The organism is Caulobacter sp. FV2ye17ST (assembly GCF_058680955.1).
In genome coordinates this window covers 444,687-464,465 of record NZ_CM178727.1, presented here as the reverse complement: position 1 = coordinate 464,465, position 19,779 = coordinate 444,687, and the positions used below count along the sequence as shown (strand labels likewise).

Sequence of the window (19,779 nt, the reverse complement as noted above, 5' to 3'; positions counted from 1 at the left end):
GGATGCTGAAATCTTGGTTGCGACGCATCTTCGCTTCGGCTTCCGCGAAGTCTTCGGAAGCGCTCGCCGCGTCGTCGGCAGACATCATCCCTGACGTTCTCCGACAGATCGAAGCCGATGTGGCGGGTGGATTTTCCACCAGGGACGAAATCATTGAGTCCGTCGTGGACATCTATGGTGACGACTATGGTGACCCCGTCGCCCTGCGCTCATACGCGACCCCATTGGTGGACGAAGCGCTTCGGGCGCATGGTTTGAAGCAGGCCGAATGGTCCGGATCCACGGATTGCGATCGGCTCGACGCCGCATTTGCCGAGCTGGAAGCAGATGGCGTCATCTCGCGGCATAACTTTTCTTGCTGCGGAACGTGCGGAGCGGCGGAAATTTGGGACGAGATTTACTCCGCGAAGGACGCAGGAAAGCCCACGCGTGGCTACACTTTCTACCATATGCAGGACACTGAATCCGCAGTTGACGGCTATGGGCTCTGCCTGAACTACGGCGCTTGCGAGGAAGGATCTCAAGCCGCAATCGCGATAGGCCACGAGATCGTCGCGCGCCTCAAACAGCACGACATCAAAGCCGAGTGGGACGGAAGCATCGAGCGGCGCATCACGGTCCCGCTCGACTGGAAACGTCGTCGCCACAACCTCCCAGCCTGAAAGAGTCACATGACCTTCCGCACCCTCGACACCGCCGATCTCGCCGGCAAGACCGCCCTGGTCCGCGTGGACTTCAACGTGCCCGTCGAGGGCGGCAAGATCACTGACGACACTCGCCTGCGCTCGGCCCTGCCGACCATCCAGTATCTGACCGGCAAGGGCGCCAAGGTGGCGCTGCTGGCCCACTTCGACCGGCCCAAGGGCAAGGTGGTTCCCGAGATGAGCCTGGCCTTCGTGGCCGCGCCCCTGGCCGCCCTGCTGGGCGCGCCGGTGGCCTTCGCCGGCGACTGCGTCGGTCCCGAGGCCGCCAAGACCATCGCGGCCCTGCCGGCCGGCGGCGTCGCCCTGCTGGAGAACGTCCGCTTCCACGCCGGCGAGGAAAAGAACGATCCGGCCTTCGCCGCGCAGCTGGCCGCGCTGGGCGACCTCTATGTCAACGACGCCTTCAGCGCCGCCCACCGCGCCCATGCCTCGACCGAGGCCCTGGCCCGCGCCCTGCCGGCCTATCCGGGCCTGGCGATGCAGCGCGAGCTGGAAGCCCTGGACTCGGCCCTGGGCAATCCGCAGAAGCCGGTGATCGGCATCGTCGGCGGCTCCAAGGTCTCGACCAAGCTCGACCTGCTCAACAACCTGGTCGCCAAGCTGGATCGCCTGGCGATCGGCGGCGGCATGGCTAACACCTTCCTCTACGCCCAGGGCCACGATGTGGGCGGCTCGCTGTGCGAGAAGGATCTGGCGGACACCGCGCGCCAGATCATCGAAAAGGCCAAGGCCGCCGGCTGCGAGCTGCTGCTGCCGGTCGATGTGGTGGTGGCCAAGAAGGTCGCCCCGGGCGTCGACGCCGAGACCCGCGCGCTGGGCGACGTGCAGCCCGACGACCTGATCCTCGACGCCGGCCCGGAGACCACCAAGCGCCTGCTGGCCGCCATGGACGCCAGCAAGACCCTGATCTGGAACGGTCCTCTGGGCGTTTTTGAAGTCCCGCCGTTCGACGAAGCGACCGTTTTGGCGGCGAAACATGCCGCCCAGCTGGCAAAATCGGGTAAGATCGTCGCCGTGGCCGGCGGCGGTGATACGGTGTCGGCGCTGAATCACGCGGGCGTCGTGGGCGATATGACCTTCGTCTCGACCGCCGGCGGCGCGTTTCTTGAGTGGATGGAGGGCAAGGACCTGCCCGGTGTCTCGGCTTTGAACACCTAGGGTTCCAGATTTTTCAGGCGCGGACCTCCGGGAGGGGTCCGCGTGAGCGACCGGACGGCCCGGGCAGAGAACGCAAAAGCGTCACGCCCCAAAAACAAGAAACGACCCAAACCTTTCAAGCTTGCAGGAGAGATATCACGTGGCGAGGATCACGCTTAGGCAGTTGCTGGACCATGCGGCGGAGCATGAGTACGGACTGCCGGCCTTCAATATCAACAACATGGAACAGGGTCTGGCGATCATGGAGGCGGCAGACGCCGTCAACTCGCCGGTCATCATCCAGGCCTCGCGCGGCGCGCGGTCCTATGCCAACGACATCATGCTGGCCCGCATGATCGACGCCCTGGCCGAGATCTACCCCCACATTCCGGTGTGCATGCACCAGGACCACGGCAACGGCCCGGCGACCTGCGCCACGGCGATCCAGTACGGCTTCACCTCGGTGATGATGGACGGTTCGCTGATGGAAGACGCCAAGACCCCGGCCTCCTACGAGTACAATGTCGAGATCACCCGCAAGGTGGTCCAGATGGCCCACGCCTGCGGCGTGTCGGTCGAAGGTGAACTTGGCGTGCTCGGGTCACTCGAGAGCGGCATGGGCGAAGCCGAGGACGGCCACGGCTTCGAAGGCGTGCTGAGCCATGACGAACTGCTGACCGATCCCGACCAGGCGGTCGACTTCGTCGGTCAGACCGGCGTCGACGCCCTGGCCATCGCCATGGGCACCAGCCACGGCGCCTACAAGTTCACGCGCAAGCCGGACGGCGACGTCCTGGCCATGAACGTGATCGAGGAAATCCACCGCCGCCTGCCCAACACCCACCTGGTGATGCACGGCTCCAGCTCGGTGCCGCAGGACCTGCAGGACATCATCAACCAGTACGGCGGCGAGATGCCCCAGACCTGGGGCGTGCCGGTCGAAGAGATCCAGCGCGGCATCAAGCACGGCGTCCGCAAGATCAATGTCGACACCGACAACCGCATGGCCATCACCGGCGCGATCCGCAAGATCCTGGTGGAAAAGCCCGGTGAGTTCGATCCGCGCGCCTATCTCAAGCCCGCCAAGGAAGCCATGCGCAAGGTCTGTCAGGCCCGCTTCGTCGAGTTCGGCTCGGCCGGCCATGCCGACAAGATCAAGGCGCTGTCGACCGCGACCATGGCCAAGCGCTACGCCTCGGGCGAACTGCACGCCAAGTTCGGCGCCTCGACCGGCAAGGTCGCGGCCGAATAGGCTGTCGATCGCTGACAGGAACAGGGCCTCCCGGAGCGATCCGGGAGGCCTTTTTCATTCGCCCGTGAGATCGGAAAGGGTCGGCTCGGGCCGTGGACACCGGCTGATCAGCTTCAGCCCGACCGCGCCCGCCGCGCCGCACAGAGCCACCCCCAGGCTGTACCACAGGGCCACGAACAGGAACGTCGAGTCCTGGCAGTGCACGCCGTAGATGGTCGCGGCCACGCCGCCGCAGAACAGGCCGACGAACAGCCCCGTCAGGCCCGGACGCTCCAGTTCGACGCCGCGCAGGCCCACCCCGGCGACCAGCAGCATGGGGACCGACAGCACGGCGATATAGAAGACGCAGTCGAAAGCGCCGCCCGGATCAAAGATGTGGGCGATCAGGGCCGCGTCCAGACCGGGGGCCTCGAAGGCGGCGGCGAGGGTCATCACGACGACCACGGCGCCGCCCGCGCCCAGGGCGGGCCACAGCGGCGCCCCGGGACGCGCGGCCGCCACCGCCCCGCCCAGGGCGATGGCGGCGAGGGTGGCCGTGTAGAGACCCTTGATCCAGAAGAACGGATGGCCGATCGCCACCCAGAAATCGGGGCGCGGCTTCAGCCAGAACAGAACCAGCAGCACGGCCGCGAGGGCGCCGGCGGCGGCGACCTCCATCAGGCGTGCGTGTAGTCTACCTGTCGACCACGCTTGTGTGGCCGCCGGCGCCTCGTCGGGGAGGACGAGGACGTCGTCTATCATCACGGGCGACCCTCCCCACAAGGTGTCAGAACCGGCTATGGGATCCGCGCTTGCGTATGGCTCGCAATCTCGGCGCAGGCACTTGAAGAGCTGGCCCGATGCTTGTCAACCGGCGTTATGGGAGCGTAACCAGACGTGATCGCCGCGGCCGCCGGCCGGCGCGGCGGCGCTCACCAGCGCAGCGCCCAGCGCCCGAGAAACGCGCCCAGGGCCCCGCAGGCCAGAATGCCCAGGCTGTACCAGACGCCGACGAAGACAAAGCTGCTCTCGGCGCAATGCAGGCCATAGACGGTGGCCGCCACGCCCCCGGCCAGGGCGCCGGTGGCGAAGCCGGCCAAGACCGGACGGGTCGGCGCAAGACCCCGCACGACCCACAGACCCACCAGCGTGGTCGGCGCCCCCAGGGCCAGGATGTTCAGCGAACACCGGGTCCAGGACTGGCCGCGCAGCAGGGCCATCGGATCCTGCGCCATCCCGAACTGGACCAGCCCCGCCAGGACAAAACCGCCCAGCACGATCAGGCCCAGCACCAGTCCCCGCCGGGGCGAGCCCGCAGGCCGCGCCAGCTGCTCGACCGCCAGATAGCCCGCCAGGCCCAGGGCGCCGGTATAGGCCGCCTTCAGCCAGAAAAAGCCGCCGCGCATGACCTCCATCAGGTCGGGCCGCACCTTCAGCCAGACCAGCACCCCGATCAGGGCCGCCAAGCCGCCCAGACCCGCCAGCAGGGCAAGGCGTCGCGCGGGCGGACCGCCGGGGGCGGGGCCGGCATTGGCGGCCAGGGCGTCGATCAGGTCATCGGTCCGCATGGCGCATCCTTTCGGCCAGGGCCTTCAGCGCCCGGTGCAGGGCGACCTTGGCCGCGCCCTCGGTCATGCCGGCCTTGGCCCCGGCCTGCGCCAGGCTGAGCCCGACCAGCTTGACGTCGCTGACCAGCACCCGCTGGCGCTCGGGCAGGCTGGCCAGGGCGCGGTCCAGCTCCAGGCCGACGCCGGGGTCATGCTCTTCGGCGGCCAGGAATTCGGAATGATCGTCCAGCGGCAGGGTCTGGCGGATCTTTCGCCGCCGCCAGTGGTCGATCAGCTTGTAGCGCGCCACGGCGTGCGCCCAGGCGGTGAACGACAGGGACGTATCCCATGTGGCCCGCTTGATATGCACCGCCAGCAGCGTCTCCTGCACCATGTCCTCCACATCACCGGGCGCGCCGGCCATCCGGCGCGCGAAATAGGCGCGCAGGCGAACACCCAGCAAGGCCAGACACTCGCGATAGGCCGGGGCGTCGCCCTCAAGCCCGCGCAGCATCAGCGCCTTCAGTCGGGTCTCTGTGTCCGTCACGCAGCCCCCTATTCGCGCGCCTGGGCCAAATGGTTACACGGCTCGCGCGTGAGCCGGAACCCACGGAGCGCCACCGGAAAATTTTGTTCGTCGACCGCTGTAACCTTTGATCGCGCCCCGCCGTAATCCCCCTCGACCGACCAACAGGGGCGGTCACGGACATCATCCCAAGGAGCCAGTCCCATGAACCGCAACAACACCGCCGCCGCCGCTCTCGCCGCCGTCTTCGCCCTGTCGGCCGGCGCCGCCATGGCCGCCGACAAGAAGCCCGAGATGGAAAAGTGCTACGGCGTCTCCAAGGCCGCCCAGAACGACTGCAAGGCGGGCGCGGGCACCTCGTGCGCCGGCACCTCCAAGGTCGACTATCAGGGCGACGCCTGGAAGCACGTGGCCAAGGGCACCTGCACGACCATCAAGACCCCCAAGGGCATGGGCTCGCTGACGCCGAAGGCGATGTAGTTCGGCCCCGGCCACCTGCCCCCTCCGCGCAACTGCCCGGAGGGGGCAGGTGATCGTCCAACCTCAAGAGACTCCCCCCATGACCCCGACCGCCGGCCTCGGCCTGAAGCCCCAGCACTATGACGACGCGCTCGTCGCGACGGCGCCGGGCCTGTGGTTCGAGGTCCACCCGGAAAACTACATGTCGGCCGGCGGACCCCGCCTGTCGGCGCTGGCGGCGATCCGTCAAACTCACCCGCTGTCGCTGCACGGGGTGGGCCTGTCGCTGGCCGCCGACGCCGATCCGGACCCCGAGCATCTGGCCGCCCTCAGGGCCCTGGTCGACCGCTTCGAGCCGTTCGTGGTCTCCGAGCATCTGGCCTGGTCGACCCATCGCGGCGTCCACCAGCCCGACCTGCTGCCCTTTCCCCGCACCCGCGCGGCCCTGGCCCGCATCGCCGGCAATATCGCCCGCATGCAGGACGCTCTGGGCCGCCGCGTGCTGGTCGAGAATCCCTCGCTCTATCTGCCGCTGACCGGCCACGACCTCGACGAAACCGACTTCCTGACCGCTCTGGTCGACCGGACCGGCTGCGGCCTGTTGGTCGACGTCAACAACGTCTTCGTCAGCGCCCATAACCTCGGCTACAGCGCGCAGGCCTATCTCGACGCCCTGCCCGCCGCCGCGATCGGCGAAATCCATCTGGCCGGCCACGGCCCGGACGAGGGTGGGTCGGACCTGCTGATCGACACCCATGGCGCGCCGATCGCCGAAGGCGTGTGGACGCTGTATCGCCACCTGATCGACCGCATCGGTCCGCGCCCCACCCTGATCGAACGCGACGACGATATCCCGGCCTTCGCCGTGCTGATGGCCGAACGCGACCGGGCCCAAGGCGCGCTGGAAGCCGCGACGCGGGAGCCGGCCCATGTCTGACCTGCTGGACTTTCAGGACGCCTTCGTCGCGGCCCTGGCCGGCGCCCCCTCGGCCCTGTCGCCCTGGCTGGCCGAAGGCCAAGCCGGCGAGACGGGGCTGTCGGTCTATCGCAACACCATCGCCCGGGGCTGCGTCGACGCCCTGGCCGCCAATTTCCCGACAGTCCTGGGCCTGGTCGGCGAGGACTGGTTCCGCGCCGCCGCCGCTCTGTTCGCCCGCGAGGCGCCGCCGACCCACGCCGCGCTGCTGGACTATGGCGAGGCCTTCCCCGCCTGGCTGGACCGCTTCCCGCCGGCCCGGGACCTGCCCTGGCTGGCCGGGATCGCCCATCTGGACCGCCTGTGGATCGAGGCCCTGTTCGCCGCGGCCGCGCCGTCACTGAGCGCTCAGGCCTTCGCCGACCTGTCGCCGGAGATCCTCGCCCTGACCCGGGTGCGACTGCATCCGTCCGTTCGGTTCGCCGCCTTCGAAGCGGGCCTGCCCGGCCTCTGGGTCGCCGCCCGGGAGGGCCGCGACGACCTCGAGCTGTCCGAGAGCGCCCAGGGTCTGCTGCTGGTCAGATCCGGCGCTTCAGTGGCCTACCGCGTCGTGGGCCCCGCCGACCTCGCCTTCCTCGCCGCGTGCGCAGCCGGCGGCTCCCTTGTCGAGGCCATGGGCCAGGCGGCGGAGGCCGATCCCGACGCGGACCTGCAAACCCTGTTCGCCGCCCTGATCGCCGAAGGCGTGTTTGGCGGTTTCATTTCCGGAGCCCCGTCATGATCACCGCCGTTCTGAAACCCTTCGACCAGCTTGCCCAGATTGCGGGCAAGCTGCTGCCCGACGACGTCCTGAGCCTGGTCGCCCGCCTGGGCGTGGCCAGCGTGTTCTGGCTGTCGGGTCGCACCAAGGTCGACGGCGTGCTGCACATCACCGACAGCACATATTCGCTGTTCTCGGACGAATACGCCCTGCCCCTGATCCCGTCCGACATCGCCGCCCATCTGGCGACCTACAGCGAGCACCTTTTCTCGATCCTGCTGGTCCTGGGCCTCTTCACGCGGCTGTCCGCGCTGGCCTTTCTAGGCATGACCCTGGTCATCGAGATCTTCGTCTATCCCGACGCCTGGAGCACGCACCTGTCCTGGGCGGGCCTGCTGCTGCTGATCCTCGCCAAGGGCGGCGGACGGTTCAGCCTGGATCGCCTCTTGCGCATCGCCTGAAGCCCGCGCCGGTCGTGCGACAATACGCCTCAGGGTATTATTGGCATAGATAATTCCCGTTAAGCTTGTTTTATTCGCCACACCCCATCGTCACGTAACACGGTTGGGCGAACTGGAGCGGCGACATGGCGGATCCAACAGCAGGCGCGGTGCTTACCTTCAACTTCAATGAAGCCAGCGTCCTGATCGTGGATGAAAACGCCGGCTTCATGGACGTCACCACCCTGGTGCTGTCCAGCTTCGGCTTCAAAAAGCTTCACCGCTGTCAGAGCCTGGGCGAGAGTCACGCCTTCAGCCAGGACGTCGAGGCCGACCTGATCCTCGTCGATCCGTTTCCCCGGGCCGACGAAGGCCTGGCCCTGATCCGCGACCTGCGAAAGCGACAGCAGCCCGCGGACCCGCCCCGGGTGGTCATCGTCGTCACCGGCCATACGCCGCGCGACCTGATCCAGCAGGCTCGGGCGGTGGGAGCCGACTATGTGGTGGCCAAGCCGTTCTCGCCCACCACCCTGCTGGACCGAATCCTGTGGAGCGCCGCGCCGCTGGCGGAGCGCGGGCGCGGCGGTGAAAACCCCGGCGCCGCCGGCGTTCAGCCTCAGGCTGTCGACCCGCTGCGCGAGGCGGCCCGGGCGCTGCTGCAATGAGCCAGTCCAGCCGCCTCACCCGCTTCATCGACCTGCCCGACGGCATCGCCGTCGGCGAAGCCCTGGCCCGGGCCGGCGAAAGCCTGGAATCGCATCGCGAGGCCGCCCTGAAGGTGATCGACACCGCCATCGGCGACCTGGCGGCTGCGGGAAGCCAGGCGCCCTATGACTCCCTGGCCCGGCTGTCCGACAGCATCGGCGGCCTGGCGGGCATGTTCCAGTTGGACGCCCTGGGCCAGGCGGCCAAGCGCCTGGGCGATATGGTGCGTCTCTTCGAGGAGCGCGGAGCCGCCGACCCCGACCTGATTGGACTGCACATCGCCGCCCTGCGGGCCATACGGATCCAGCCCGATCCGCACGGCGCCGCCGAACTCCTCAAGGGACTGGATCAGATCGCCGCGCGGGTGGCCCAGCGCGCCGGCTGATCACGCCAGACCGGCGCCGCCCCGTCACCAACCGCCGTAGATCGGCCTGAACTGGTGTTCCAGGTCGCTGACCTCGCGCTCGGCGTCACGTTTGGCCCAGTCGGCGCGACGACCGTCCTCGATGGCGGCGCGGCGCTCGCTGCGCAGGCGGTTCAGCCGGTCGCGCAGTTCGCGTTTCTGCTCGTCGTTCAGCGCCGGATTGCGCAGTTCGTCCTCGACGCCCCGCGCCTCGCGATCGCGCTTTTCCGCGCGTCGGTCGGCGCTGTCACGATCGGATCGCGCCTGGCTCAGCCTCGCGGCCGCTTCATGGACCAGCCTGCCGTCGGAATAGCCTCCCAGGAAGCGGCCGGCCGCGGGTTCGGGGCAGACCCCGGCATAGCTGTTGCCCTGGCGGCCCTCGTGAAAGCCCCGCTCCGGCGTGCAATAGAGCCTCAGCCCCTGGGCGCGAGCGGCGAAATAGGGGGCAGGATCGGGCGCGACGCCCGTCTTGGCGCAGGCCTTGGCGTGATCGTCCAGGCGGCTCTGCGGATAGCCCGCCTCGCCATCCTTGAAGCCGACCCCGGCCCAGTCACCCTGCAGGCAGGCTTCCTGGCTCATCGTCGCGCAACTGGCCAGAAGCACGCCGCCAGCCAGGAGCGGAAGCCAAAAGTACGGACGCATGTCGAAACTCCCCAGACGATGTCCGGGAGCTAAAGCTTGGCCGCATGAATGGTCAATGAACCAGATCGGCCAGCCGAAGCGGCGACCCTAGTGCAGGGTCGGTCCCTGGGGACGCCGCCACAGCTGGGCGGTCAGGGCGTTGGCGACGCCCAGCCAGCCCAGATCGGGCGCCGTGCCGCCGCCGACCTTGCGGGCCTCGATCGCATAGGCCGTCGACGCCGCCAGCGACGCGGTGGCCGCCGTGGCCTGTCCGCCCAGGCGCTTGGCGCCCAGACCCAGCCACAGGGCGTTGAAGCCCTGGGTCAGGCTCCACAGCGTCAGGGCCCGCGTGCGCGCCGGACTGGCCGGAGCATTCCAGGTGCGCAGGCCCGACAGGGTCATGGCGATGAACAGCGGCGGCAGGATCAGGCTGGTCAGCGGCTTGGGCTGGTGGGCGACCGGCTCGTGCATCTCGGCGAACTCGACCGCGTACATCGCGTCGTCCAGAACCGCCTCGTGACGCCGGCCCATGGCCAGGGCCGCCAGGATCGCGCCGCCGGCCAGCAGGGCCCCCAGCGCGATCTGGGCGGCGGGATGGGTCTCGTGGGCGGCCTCGGCCTCGAAGGCTTCTCGACCGGCGCGCGCGGCGCGGTGGGACTTGCCGTTCAAGATGTTCATGCCGGACTCCTCGCTAAACTGGCTGTCTAACCGACCGGAACAGGCTTGGTTCCGGCTCGGGGGTCTCGCTTCCTATGATGGGTGCGTTTTGGGCCAGGCGCCAGCGCCCTGGTCACGAAGGTTGTCACCGGCCCCCTGACTGGACGGGTCTGCGCGCGCGCGCCAGACTGCCGGTCATGATCCCGCTGTTGCGCGAAGCCCGCACCGAAGACATCGAAGCCATACGCGCCATCGAACGGGCCTCGGCCCAGCGCTTCATCGGCCTGATGGACGCCCTGGTCGCCGACGAGCCAACGCCGCGCGAGGTGCTGGCGGCGCGCATGGCTTCAAAGGGCCTGCTGGTCGCCGCCGACGCCGATGCGCCCGTCGCCTTCGTGATGTTCCGGCCGGTCGAGGACGGGCTCTATATCGAACAGATCGACGTTCTGCCCGCCTTCGCCGGCCAGAGGATCGGCGCCCGACTGCTGGACGCGGCCGCCGATATGGCCCGGACGCGCGGGCTGGGCGCCCTGACCCTGTCGACCTTCCGCGATGTGCCCTGGAACGCGCCCTGGTACCGGCGGCTGGGCTTCATCGATATCGCCGACGCCGCCCTGACGCCCGGCCTGCTGGAGATCCGCGGGGAGCATCTGGCGCGAGGCCTGGACGAGACCGCGCGGACCTTCATGCGCCGCTCCATCTGATCAGAGGGGCTGATCAGAGGGGTTGATCAGCGGTTGGTCGGGGCGCGCTGCAGGCCGTCGATCAGGGATTCCATGGCGACCAGATTGAGCAGTCCCGCCTGGCGGATCTCCTCGCGCGCCAGCACCGCCGAGGTCACGATCACCGCGCCCGACGCGGTGCGCTGCGCAAACCCGGTCTTGGCCAGCTTGACCACATGGCGGCGCGTGGTCTCCACGGGGATGCCCAGCGATCGGGCCAGGGCCGAGACACTGACGGGGCGGCGCAGTTCGTCCGGAAAGAACTCTCCGGTGACGATCTCAACATAGTCCGCCTGCTCGCGCAGGTGCTCCGTGCCGGCCTGGGCGGCGGCGATGAACACCATGGCCAGGTCCATGTCGCCGTCGAAAAGGTCGGTGAAGATGCGAATCAGCCGCAAGGCGTAGTCCGCGCCCAGGCTGAGATGGTGGCGGTTCACGAACGGCGTTTTATTGCGTTTCATTCTCAAGCAAGCGGCTGTTTTCGTTAATTATTAATTCAGAATAACTACCCAATTTGAGCAGATATTCTCACGTTTTAAGGCGTTGTTTATTCGGCGGATAGCACGTTAACGCGCACACAATGGGGCTAAGAGTTATGCGATTGCGTCTATCTGGAGCCATGAACCTGTTCGGCGCGAGCCTGGTGGGGGGGCTTGTTGTTCTGGCGACCGTTTCCTGGTTCGCGATCGAGACGGTGCGCGTGGGCGGCCCGCTGTACGTCAAGATCGTCGCGGGCAAGGACCTGACCGCCGACATCCTGCCCCCGCCGCTGTACGTGATCGACGGCTATCTTGACGCCAAGCTGACCTTTGCCGCCGGCGGATCGGCCGACCTGAAGGAGGCGGCCGCAGAGCTGGCCAAGCATCGCGCCGAATACGACACGCGTCTGGCCTATTGGCGCGCCCTCGATTTCGATCCGCAGGTGAAGTCGGTGCTGATGGGCGAGTCCAACAACCAGGCCCAGATCGTCTGGACGTCGGCGGACGCCATGCTCAAGGCCCTGGCGGCCGGCGACACCGCCACCGCCGCGGCCCAGGAGGCGCAACTGACCAAGGCCTTCGAAGCCCACCGCGCCGCCGTCGAGCAGATCGTTCCCCTGATCGCCGCCGACAACGCCCGCATCGAGGCCGAAGCCAACGCCAAGCAGGTCCAGAAACTGAGCCTGATGGGCGCGCTCTGCGTGCTGTTGGGCGTGGTCATCACCGGCGGCGTCTGGGCCATGAGCCGCGGCGTGGTGCGTCCGGTGCAGGCCATCACCCGCTATATGGGCGAGCTGGCGGCGGGCGACTATGAGCGCGCCGTGCCGTTCGCCGGGCGTCACGACGAACTGGGCGACATGGCCAAGTCGGTGGCGGTGTTCCGCGAGGGCGTTCTGGAACGCCGCGCGCTGCGCCAGGAGCAGGATGACGAGCGCCTGAAGTCCGAGGCCGAGCGTCGGTCCAACGAAGATCAGCGCATCTCCGCCGAGCATAAGCGCGACAGCGCCATGCGCAGCCTGGCCCAGGGCCTGGACCACCTGTCGGCGGGCGATGTCGCCTACCGGCTGCAGACCGCCTTTGCGCCGGAATACGAACGCCTGCGCGGCGACTTCAACGCCGCCGCCGAGAAGCTGACCCAGACGCTGGGTCAGATCCGCCAGTCTTCGAGCGGGGTGGGATCAGGCGCGGCCGAGATCGCCCAGGCCGCCGATGACCTGTCGCACCGCACCGAACAGCAGGCCGCCAGCCTGGAAGAAACCGCCGCCGCCCTGGACCAGATCACCTCGACCGTGCGCCAGACCGCCGAAGGCGCCCGCAAGGCCGACCTGATCGTCGCCGACACCCGTCGCCAGGCCCAGGCCACCGAAACCGCTGTCGGCGCCGCCGTCCGCGCCGTCGGCGAGATCCAGACCTCGTCCAACCAGATCAGCCAGATCATCGGTGTCATCGACGAAATCGCCTTCCAGACCAACCTGCTGGCCCTGAACGCCGGCGTCGAAGCCGCGCGCGCCGGCGAGGCGGGTCGTGGCTTCGCGGTCGTCGCTCAGGAAGTGCGGGCCCTGGCCCAACGTTCCGCCGACGCCGCCAAGGAGATCAAGGTGCTGATCGGCACGGCCTCGACCAAGGTCAGCGAGGGCGTGGGCCTGGTCGGCCAGACCGGCTCGGCCCTGGGCGACATCCTGGAGCGAGTGAGCCAGATCGCCGCCCTGGTGGCCGAGATCTCGGCCTCGTCGCAGGAACAGTCGACTGGCCTGGACCAGGTCAACACGGCCATCAACCAGATGGACCAGATGACCCAGCAGAACGCCGCCATGGTGGAACAGACCACCGCGGCGGCGCATTCGCTGCGCAGCGAGTCGGGACGACTGGCCGACCTGGTCGGTCAGTTCAATCTGGAGCCGGCGACGCGAGCCCGCGCCGCCTGACAGGTCAGCCCGCCGGCAGTTCGCCCATGGCGCTCTGCAGGTAGTTCTGCTCGCCGATCGACTTGACCAGGCCCAGCTGCATTTCGAGGAAGTCGATATGCTCCTCGGTGTCGCTGAGGATCTCGCGCAGAAGCTCGCGGCTGACATAGTCGCGGACCTGCTCGCACTGGATGATGCCGGGGATCAGGGTCTCGCGGCCGCCGACCTCGACGGCCAGGTCCGAGGCCAGGCACTCGGGCACGGTCTCGCCGATCTTCAGCTTGTGCAGGTCCTGCAGGTTGGGCAGGCCTTCCAGGAACAGGATGCGGTTGATCAGCTTGTCGGCGTGTTTCATCTCGCCGATCGACTCGTCATAGGTGATCTTGCCCAGGCGCTTGAAGCCCCAGTTGTCGTACATCCGCGCGTGCAGGAAATACTGGTTCACGGCGGTCAGCTCGTTGGTGAGCACCGCGTTCAGCAGGCGGATGATACCAGGATCGCCTTGCATGGCGGGTCTCCTTGAAGTGCGAGTCGCGGCGACCGTGAGGCAAGGCGCGGCGGGCTTCAACCGCTATGTCTGCAAGTGTTTCGCGCTTTCACGGAAATCTTCGCGAGCGCCAATCGTTCTCAGAATGAGATCTTAAACCGGCCCTACTCCGCCGCGTAGGCCAGGGCCTGACGGTTCTCATCAATCATCTGGCGCATCTCGCACACGCACTTGGCGCACTGGGCCTGGCAGCCCTTGTGGCGAAAGATCTCGGCCGGGCGGCTGGCGCCCGCGTCGATGGCGGCGCGGACTTCGCGCTCGCGGATGCCGTTACAGTTGCAGACGTACACGGAAGCAACGCCCTATCGAATGAGTGTCATTCTCATGTAGCGAAGGTCGAGGCCTTTTGCAACTAACTCTCACTATGGTTAGCAACGACGTGAGGTCGCGGCCCTTTGGGCGACGCAGCTTGGGCGCGGGCGCGAATTGGCGTAATTCCCGCGTCATGACCCTCGATTGCCGCCTCTATCTGATCACCCCGCCGACCTTGACCGACCTGGCCGCCTTTGGCCTCGAGCTGAACAAGGCCCTGGAGGGCGGCGACGTGGCCGCGCTGCAGATCCGGCTGAAGGACGTTTCGGACGCCGCCATAGCCGAGGCCGTGGCGGCCATCGCGCCGATCGCCCGCGCCCATGACGTGGCGGTGATCCTCAACGACCGGCCCGATCTCGCCGCCAGCCTCGACTGCGACGGCGTGCATGTGGGCCAGGGCGACACCCCCTACGCCGCCGCCCGCAAGCTGATGGGCAAGGACCGCATGGTCGGGGTCACCTGCCATGACAGCCGCCACCTGGCCATGGAAGCCGCCGAGGCCGGGGCCGACTATGTGGCTTTCGGGGCCTTCTTCCCGACCACCACGAAAGACGCCCCCACCACCGCCGATCCGGAAATCCTGTCGATCTGGCAGGAGGTGATGGAAACCCCCTCGGTGGCCATCGGCGGGATCACGACCGACAACGCCGCCGGCCTGGCCACGGCGGGGGCCGACTTCCTGGCCGTTTCGGCGGGGGTCTGGGCCCATCCCCAGGGCCCGGGGGCGGCCGTCGCCGCCCTCAACGCGGCGATCGCGACAGGTCTCGCCGCCCGCCCTTAAGATAACGGCGATATTGCGGGTCCGGCCCGACAGGCATAGCCTCCGCCCAACGATAAGTTACGGGGGGAGACGCGATGAAAAATCGGCTCGTACTATGTTTGCTTAGCGTAGCGGCCGCGGCCGTGGCGACCTTCGCCCAGGCCGAAAACTGGAAGCCTTCGCCAGGCGAATCCAGAACCTTCTATGACGAAGACTTCATGCGGGTGGACAGCAAGTCCGGCCTGGTTCTGGTGCGCATCGCCGACGGCAAGCCCAACGGCCCCTACAAGACCTGGCCGGCCGCCAGCCGGGGTCCGATCATGCTGTTCGCCCTCGACTGCGCCGCCAACAAGTGGATCGACCTGGGCATGGACTTCACCGGCGACCAGGGCGTCGGCAAGGGCTGGCGCAACGGGGAAAAGATCGAGGACATCAGCGCGGCCGTCGGCGGCGCCGGCAAGCTGGCCTGCGAGACCCGCGACAGCCTGCCCAAGGCGGATCTGCCCTGACAGTGGAAGCGCCTCCCCCTCTGGGAGAGGCTATCGCATATCAACACAGGCGGTTGTCATCCCGGACGAGCGCGCAGCGCGAAGATCCGGGACCGACGCCTGAGCTCTGCGCTTCCGGCGGTCCCGGATCTGCGCCCGGCTTCGCCGAGCTTGTCCGGGATGACAGCTTTTTTCGCGGCGACCTTGATATTCAATAGGCCCTGCCCAGCGGGGAGCATCCGCCTCGCCTTGCTTTCGCGCGCGTCCGCGACTAGGTATCGCGCCCAATTTCCCGATCTTTCTTACCGCCGCTCGCATATCCCCCGCCGTCCCGCCCTTTCATCAAGAGGAGGACGCTGCGCAGGGGGACCTATGAGGAAAACCCGCCTTGGCTACTCCCTCCGCCCTTCTGAACGTGATGATCGACGCTGCCCGCAAAGCGGCGCGTGGCCTGGCTCGCGATTTCGGTGAAGTCACCGAGCTGCAGGTTTCCAAGAAGGGCGCGGCCGACTTCGTCACCAATGCCGACCTCAAGGCCGAGCAGACGATCTTCGAACTGCTGGAAAAGGCCCGCCCCGGCTACAGCTTCCTGGGCGAGGAACGCGGCCTGATCGAGGGCACCGACAAGACCCACACCTGGATCGTCGACCCGCTGGACGGCACCACCAACTTCATGCACGCCATCCCGCACTTCGCGGTCAATATCGCCCTGCAGCGCGAGGGCGAGGTGGTGGCCGGCGTCACCTACAACCCCATTACCCACGACCTGTTTTGGGTCGAAAAGGGCAAGGGCGCCTTCCTGGGCGCCGAAAAGCGCCTGCGCGTCGGCGCCCGCCGCCATCTGGACGAGGCCGTGCTGGCCACCGGCGTGCCGTTCCTGGGCAAGCCCGGCCACGCCCAGTTCCTGAAGGAGCTGCACCAGATCAGCCAGAAGGTCGCCGGCGTCCGCCGCTTCGGCGCTGCTTCGCTGGACCTGGCCTGGGTCGCGGCCGGCCGTTTCGACGGCTATTGGGAGCGCAATCTGGGCGCCTGGGACGTCTCGGCCGGCGTGCTGATGGTCGCCGAAGCCGGCGGCAAGGTCACGACCATCGAGGAGCACGGCAACCCGGCCGAAGGGGCCTCGATCCTGGCCTCTAACCAGGAACTGCACCCGCTGGTGCTGGAAAAGCTGCGGCTGGCCTAGCGGTCAGCGCTGCAACGCCCCCTCCGTCACGATGCGTATTCGCATCGCGCCACCTCCCCCGTTTCACGGGGCAGGAGAAGAGCAGCTGAACCCTCCTGCCCCGCTTGCGGGGGAGGTGGCGCGGCGCCGATAGGCGACGTGACGGAGGGGGCGTACGGCACTAGCCAAATTGTCATGATGCAGCGCTAAATCGCCGCCATGACCCTGCTGACCCGTCGCGCCCTGACCACCGCCGCCCTCGCCGGCACTTTCCTGCCGGGCCTCGCCCGCGCCCAAGGCAAGAAGCCCCTCGTCATCGCCCACCGAGGCGCCTCGGGCCTGCGGCCAGAGCATACCGCCCTGGCCTATGAGCTGGCCATCGAGCAGGGCTGCGACTTCATCGAGCCCGACCTGGTGCCCACCAAGGACGGCCATCTGGTGGCCCGCCACGAGAACGAGATCGGCGGCACGACCGATGTCGCCGCCCGTCCCGAATTCTCCGCCCGCAAGGCTGCCAAGACCATCGATGGCCAGACGGTCGAAGGCTGGTTCACCGAAGACTTCACCCTGGCCGAGCTCAAGACCCTGCGGGCCCGCGAGCGCCTGCCGCAGCTGCGCCCGACCAGCGCCGCCTTTGACGGCCAGGCCCAGATCCTGACCTTCGACGAAGTTGTCGCCATCGCCCGGGCCGCGACCAAGCGCGCCGGCCGCGTCATCGGCGTCTATCCCGAGATGAAGCACCCCGGCTATTTCGCCTCGATCGGCCTGCCGGTCGAAGAGCGGATGCTGGCCGCCCTGAAGCGCAACGACCTGAACTCGGCCGACGCCCCGGTGTTCGTTCAGTGCTTCGAGGTCACCCCCCTGAAGACCCTGCGCGCCAAGACCCGCGCCAAACTGGTGCTGCTGGCCGACGCCGAGGGCGGCCCGCCCGACCTGCCGGGCGTCAAGTATGCCGATCTGCTGACCGCCGAGGGCCTGAAGGGCGTGGCGGCCTATGCCGACGGCCTGGGGCCGCACCAGTCGCTGGTGATCCCGCGCGCCGAGGGTCTGCTGCCGGCCACCACGCTGGTCAAGGACGCCCACGCCGCCGGCCTGCAGGTGCACCCGTGGACCGTGCGGGCCGAGAACTATTTCCTGCCGCCGGCCCTGCGCCGGGGCGACGCCGCGCGGCCGGACTACATGGCCCTGCACGGCGATGTCGAGCCGCTGCTCAAGGCCCTCTACGCGGCCGGGGTGGATGGCGTGTTCAGCGACTTCCCGGCCCTGGCGGTCGCGGCGCGCGCTTGACCCTCTGACGCTGGCGGGTGCAGCCTGAGCGCTTGGTTGCGTCGAGGCTTTTCATGAACACCCGTCTGGCCGTCCTGGCCGCCGCCTTGCTGCTGGGCGCTTCGGCGCCCGCCCTCGCCGCGCCTGACGGCGGGGCGAAGCTGGACACCATCGCCCGGGATTTCGTGGCCCTGACGCTGGAGGCCGGCGAGCGCGAGCCCGGCTATGTCGACGCCTATTACGGCCCCAAGGCCTGGGCCGAGGCGGCCAAGGCCAACCCCCGCGCCGTGCCGGCCCTGAAGGCCGAGGCTATCCGCCTCACCGCCGCGACCCGGGCCGTCGATGACGCCGCCCTCACCCCCGACGAGCGCCGCCGCAAGGCGTTCATGCTGGGCCAGCTGAAGGCGGCCGAAACCCGCCTGGCCATGCTGGAGGGCCAAAAGTTCAGCTTCCAGGACGAGGCCGAGGGCCTGTTTGGCGTGCGTCCGCCGCTGAAGCCGCTTGCGAACTTCGACCCGATCCTGGCCCGGCTCGACAAGCTGGTCCCCGGCGAGGGCGACCTGGCCGCCCGCATCGACGCCTTCCAGTCGAAATACGTCATCCCCGCCGACAAGCTGGACGCGGTGATGAAGGCCGGCATCGCGGCCTGCAAGGCCAGGACCGAGGCGCACATCGCGCTGCCCAAGGCCGAGAAGTTCGACCTGGCCTTCGTCACCGGCAAGCCGTGGAGCGGCTACAACTGGTACAAGGGCGGCGCCCACAGCCTGATCGAGATCAACACCGACCTGCCCGTCGCCATCAGCCGCGCCGTCGATCTGGGCTGCCACGAGGGCTATCCGGGCCATCATGTGCTGAACGCCCAGCTGGAAGAGAAGCTGACCAAGGGCAAGGGCTGGGTCGAGTTCTCGGTCTACCCGCTGTACTCCCCCCAATCCCTGATCGCGGAAGGCTCGGCCAATTACGGCATCAGCCTGGCCTTCCCGGGGGCCGAAAAGGTCAAGTTCGAGCGCGAACAGCTCTATCCGCTGGCGGGCCTGGATCCCGCGACCGCTGACGCCTATGACGCGCTGATGACCGCCAAGGCTGATCTGGCCAGCAGCGAAAACACCATCGCCGACGCCTATCTGTCCGGAAAGATGGACAAGCCCACCGCCATCGCGGCCCTGGCCAAATACGGCCTCAGCTCGGTGGCCCGCGCCGAGAAGCGCCTGAGCTTCATCGAGACCTACCGCTCCTACGTGATCAACTACAACCTCGGCCAGGACATGGTCCGGGCGCATGTGGAGCGGGCGGGGCCGAGCCAGGACGCGCGCTGGAAGGCGATGGCGGCCGTGATCAGCGAGCCGACGACGCCGGCGGATCTGGCGAGGTAAGGACGGCGCTTCGCGATTTCCTCCACGGTTCCAACATGCCAACTTCCGCCGATCAGTCAGCACAACGCACCCAGGAAGCCTATGATGCCCTTGCATCAGCGGAGACCTTTGCCGAAGCACGGGTGTCTTGGGAGGATTTCCTCACCCATTGGAGGCGGGGTCTTAATCGCTGCGACGCCACAGGAAGGCGTATTATGCGACGAGGTTACGTGGAAAGCCGAGTGCGCGTGGAAGCAGACCCCGCACTTGCCTATCTTTGGGCGGCCAGGAATGCCGAGGAACATGGTCTGACAGAGATAGCCACCTTACAGGACCGGGCTATAGCCATCGGTTCACTTGGCGGCTACCACGAAGAGGAAGGCGAGCCCGGCCCAAACGGAGAGCGAACCTTCACATACACTCCGCTAACAGACGATCCGCCGCCATTCTTTGCGGTCATTCCTGAACACATCAAGCTTCAAGCGATTGTGGACAGGGAGAAGATCGTTCCAGTACCTGCGGGCTATGACTATGACTTGGCGATGACGTCCGCGCCGGTCGCACTGGCGAAAGTCGGCTTGGACTTTCTCCTTCGAGAAATAGACGGCCTTGTTAAGCTGAACCCAAACTCGACGCCATCCTAAGCGTCCGGTGCAAAAGCACTCTAGCGTGCCGAATTCC

At 67.7% G+C, this 19,779-nt stretch carries 25 protein-coding genes; 17 read left to right on the top strand and 8 right to left on the bottom strand.

Going from position 1 to position 19,779, the window contains the following annotated elements; all coding sequences use genetic code 11:
• Nucleotides 1-2 precede the first annotated feature (2 nt).
• The 3 genes from ACW17V_RS02340 to fba all read left to right on the top strand — a co-directional run bounded on the left by ACW17V_RS02340 (nucleotide 3) and on the right by fba (nucleotide 3,093).
• A complete protein-coding gene (locus ACW17V_RS02340; RefSeq protein ID WP_492107292.1) occupies nucleotides 3-662 on the top strand; it encodes a DUF6891 domain-containing protein in 660 nt (219 codons plus the stop codon).
• Between the two features lie 9 nt (nucleotides 663-671).
• Nucleotides 672-1,862 carry a phosphoglycerate kinase gene (locus tag ACW17V_RS02335; RefSeq protein ID WP_492107291.1) on the top strand — a complete coding sequence of 397 codons (1,191 nt, stop codon included), beginning with the start codon at nucleotides 672-674 and terminating at the stop codon, nucleotides 1,860-1,862.
• A gap of 139 nt (nucleotides 1,863-2,001) precedes the next feature.
• Nucleotides 2,002-3,093 (top strand): class II fructose-bisphosphate aldolase, encoded by a 1,092-nt coding sequence (gene fba / locus ACW17V_RS02330; RefSeq protein WP_492107290.1) that lies wholly within the window; start codon nucleotides 2,002-2,004, stop codon nucleotides 3,091-3,093.
• 54 nt (nucleotides 3,094-3,147) lie between these two features.
• On the opposite strand, the gene ACW17V_RS02325 is transcribed toward fba, so the two are convergent.
• From ACW17V_RS02325 to ACW17V_RS02315, 3 genes are all read right to left on the bottom strand, one after another.
• On the bottom strand, nucleotides 3,148-3,750 hold the full coding sequence (locus tag ACW17V_RS02325) for an NrsF family protein (protein WP_492107289.1): 603 nt from the start codon (nucleotides 3,748-3,750) through the stop codon (nucleotides 3,148-3,150).
• Between the two features lie 254 nt (nucleotides 3,751-4,004).
• Nucleotides 4,005-4,640 carry a DUF1109 domain-containing protein gene (locus ACW17V_RS02320; RefSeq protein WP_492107288.1) on the bottom strand — a complete coding sequence of 212 codons (636 nt, stop codon included), beginning with the start codon at nucleotides 4,638-4,640 and terminating at the stop codon, nucleotides 4,005-4,007.
• Nucleotides 4,627-5,166: a sigma-70 family RNA polymerase sigma factor gene (locus ACW17V_RS02315; protein WP_492107287.1), complete on the bottom strand. Its 540-nt coding sequence runs from the start codon at nucleotides 5,164-5,166 to the stop codon at nucleotides 4,627-4,629. The genes ACW17V_RS02320 and ACW17V_RS02315 overlap by 14 nt, the downstream gene beginning before the upstream one ends.
• A gap of 183 nt (nucleotides 5,167-5,349) precedes the next feature.
• Between ACW17V_RS02315 and ACW17V_RS02310 the strand changes: the two genes are divergently transcribed.
• From ACW17V_RS02310 to ACW17V_RS02285, 6 genes are all read left to right on the top strand, one after another.
• On the top strand, nucleotides 5,350-5,625 hold the full coding sequence (locus ACW17V_RS02310) for a BufA1 family periplasmic bufferin-type metallophore (protein WP_492107286.1): 276 nt from the start codon (nucleotides 5,350-5,352) through the stop codon (nucleotides 5,623-5,625).
• 79 nt (nucleotides 5,626-5,704) lie between these two features.
• Nucleotides 5,705-6,541 carry an MNIO family bufferin maturase gene (gene bufB / locus ACW17V_RS02305; RefSeq protein WP_492107285.1) on the top strand — a complete coding sequence of 279 codons (837 nt, stop codon included), beginning with the start codon at nucleotides 5,705-5,707 and terminating at the stop codon, nucleotides 6,539-6,541.
• Nucleotides 6,534-7,301, top strand: a complete 768-nt coding sequence (locus ACW17V_RS02300) for an HvfC/BufC family peptide modification chaperone (protein WP_492107284.1) — start codon at nucleotides 6,534-6,536, stop codon at nucleotides 7,299-7,301. The genes bufB and ACW17V_RS02300 overlap by 8 nt, the downstream gene beginning before the upstream one ends.
• Nucleotides 7,298-7,741 (top strand): DoxX family protein, encoded by a 444-nt coding sequence (locus ACW17V_RS02295; protein WP_492107283.1) that lies wholly within the window; start codon nucleotides 7,298-7,300, stop codon nucleotides 7,739-7,741. Before ACW17V_RS02300 ends, ACW17V_RS02295 begins: the two co-directional genes overlap by 4 nt.
• A 125-nt stretch (nucleotides 7,742-7,866) precedes the next feature.
• On the top strand, nucleotides 7,867-8,385 hold the full coding sequence (locus ACW17V_RS02290) for a response regulator (protein WP_492107282.1): 519 nt from the start codon (nucleotides 7,867-7,869) through the stop codon (nucleotides 8,383-8,385).
• Nucleotides 8,382-8,810: a chemotaxis protein CheE gene (locus ACW17V_RS02285; RefSeq protein WP_492107281.1), complete on the top strand. Its 429-nt coding sequence runs from the start codon at nucleotides 8,382-8,384 to the stop codon at nucleotides 8,808-8,810. Before ACW17V_RS02290 ends, ACW17V_RS02285 begins: the two co-directional genes overlap by 4 nt.
• Before the next feature lie 24 nt (nucleotides 8,811-8,834).
• On the opposite strand, the gene ACW17V_RS02280 is transcribed toward ACW17V_RS02285, so the two are convergent.
• Both ACW17V_RS02280 and ACW17V_RS02275 read right to left on the bottom strand, forming a co-directional pair.
• Nucleotides 8,835-9,470: a DUF2799 domain-containing protein gene (locus ACW17V_RS02280; RefSeq protein WP_492107280.1), complete on the bottom strand. Its 636-nt coding sequence runs from the start codon at nucleotides 9,468-9,470 to the stop codon at nucleotides 8,835-8,837.
• An 87-nt stretch (nucleotides 9,471-9,557) separates the two neighbouring features.
• The gene (locus ACW17V_RS02275; protein WP_492107279.1) at nucleotides 9,558-10,127 is read right to left on the bottom strand and encodes a tryptophan-rich sensory protein; all 570 of its coding nucleotides are present in this window, start codon (nucleotides 10,125-10,127) and stop codon (nucleotides 9,558-9,560) included.
• Between the two features lie 176 nt (nucleotides 10,128-10,303).
• On the opposite strand from ACW17V_RS02275, the gene ACW17V_RS02270 reads away from it, so the two are divergent.
• Entirely contained in the window at nucleotides 10,304-10,810 is a 507-nt protein-coding gene (locus tag ACW17V_RS02270) for a GNAT family N-acetyltransferase (RefSeq protein WP_492107278.1), read from the top strand.
• 26 nt (nucleotides 10,811-10,836) lie between these two features.
• On the opposite strand, the gene ACW17V_RS02265 is transcribed toward ACW17V_RS02270, so the two are convergent.
• Nucleotides 10,837-11,289 carry a hypothetical protein gene (locus ACW17V_RS02265; protein WP_492107277.1) on the bottom strand — a complete coding sequence of 151 codons (453 nt, stop codon included), beginning with the start codon at nucleotides 11,287-11,289 and terminating at the stop codon, nucleotides 10,837-10,839.
• A gap of 158 nt (nucleotides 11,290-11,447) precedes the next feature.
• Here ACW17V_RS02265 and ACW17V_RS02260 point away from each other — a divergent pair, with 158 nt between their 5' ends.
• Nucleotides 11,448-13,232, top strand: coding sequence for a methyl-accepting chemotaxis protein (locus tag ACW17V_RS02260; protein WP_492107276.1), 1,785 nt, complete (start codon nucleotides 11,448-11,450; stop codon nucleotides 13,230-13,232).
• Nucleotides 13,233-13,236: 4 nt separating this feature from the next.
• Here the strand turns inward: ACW17V_RS02260 and bfr are convergent, their stop codons facing one another.
• Nucleotides 13,237-13,719: a bacterioferritin gene (gene bfr / locus ACW17V_RS02255; protein WP_419319887.1), complete on the bottom strand. Its 483-nt coding sequence runs from the start codon at nucleotides 13,717-13,719 to the stop codon at nucleotides 13,237-13,239.
• Nucleotides 13,720-13,862: 143 nt separating this feature from the next.
• Complete coding sequence (locus ACW17V_RS02250) at nucleotides 13,863-14,048, bottom strand: (2Fe-2S)-binding protein (RefSeq protein ID WP_492107275.1); 186 nt, start codon at nucleotides 14,046-14,048, stop codon at nucleotides 13,863-13,865.
• 155 nt (nucleotides 14,049-14,203) lie between these two features.
• On the opposite strand from ACW17V_RS02250, the gene thiE reads away from it, so the two are divergent.
• The 6 genes from thiE to ACW17V_RS02220 all read left to right on the top strand — a co-directional run bounded on the left by thiE (nucleotide 14,204) and on the right by ACW17V_RS02220 (nucleotide 19,742).
• Entirely contained in the window at nucleotides 14,204-14,851 is a 648-nt protein-coding gene (thiE, locus tag ACW17V_RS02245) for a thiamine phosphate synthase (RefSeq protein WP_492107274.1), read from the top strand.
• A gap of 122 nt (nucleotides 14,852-14,973) precedes the next feature.
• Complete coding sequence (locus ACW17V_RS02240; RefSeq protein ID WP_492107273.1) at nucleotides 14,974-15,339, top strand: hypothetical protein; 366 nt, start codon at nucleotides 14,974-14,976, stop codon at nucleotides 15,337-15,339.
• 367 nt (nucleotides 15,340-15,706) lie between these two features.
• The gene (locus ACW17V_RS02235; RefSeq protein ID WP_492107272.1) at nucleotides 15,707-16,501 is read left to right on the top strand and encodes an inositol monophosphatase family protein; all 795 of its coding nucleotides are present in this window, start codon (nucleotides 15,707-15,709) and stop codon (nucleotides 16,499-16,501) included.
• 198 nt (nucleotides 16,502-16,699) lie between these two features.
• Nucleotides 16,700-17,767 carry a glycerophosphodiester phosphodiesterase gene (locus tag ACW17V_RS02230; protein ID WP_492107271.1) on the top strand — a complete coding sequence of 356 codons (1,068 nt, stop codon included), beginning with the start codon at nucleotides 16,700-16,702 and terminating at the stop codon, nucleotides 17,765-17,767.
• A 53-nt stretch (nucleotides 17,768-17,820) separates the two neighbouring features.
• Entirely contained in the window at nucleotides 17,821-19,119 is a 1,299-nt protein-coding gene (locus ACW17V_RS02225) for a hypothetical protein (RefSeq protein ID WP_492107270.1), read from the top strand.
• A 35-nt stretch (nucleotides 19,120-19,154) separates the two neighbouring features.
• Entirely contained in the window at nucleotides 19,155-19,742 is a 588-nt protein-coding gene (locus tag ACW17V_RS02220) for a hypothetical protein (RefSeq protein ID WP_492107269.1), read from the top strand.
• Nucleotides 19,743-19,779: the final 37 nt, after the last annotated feature.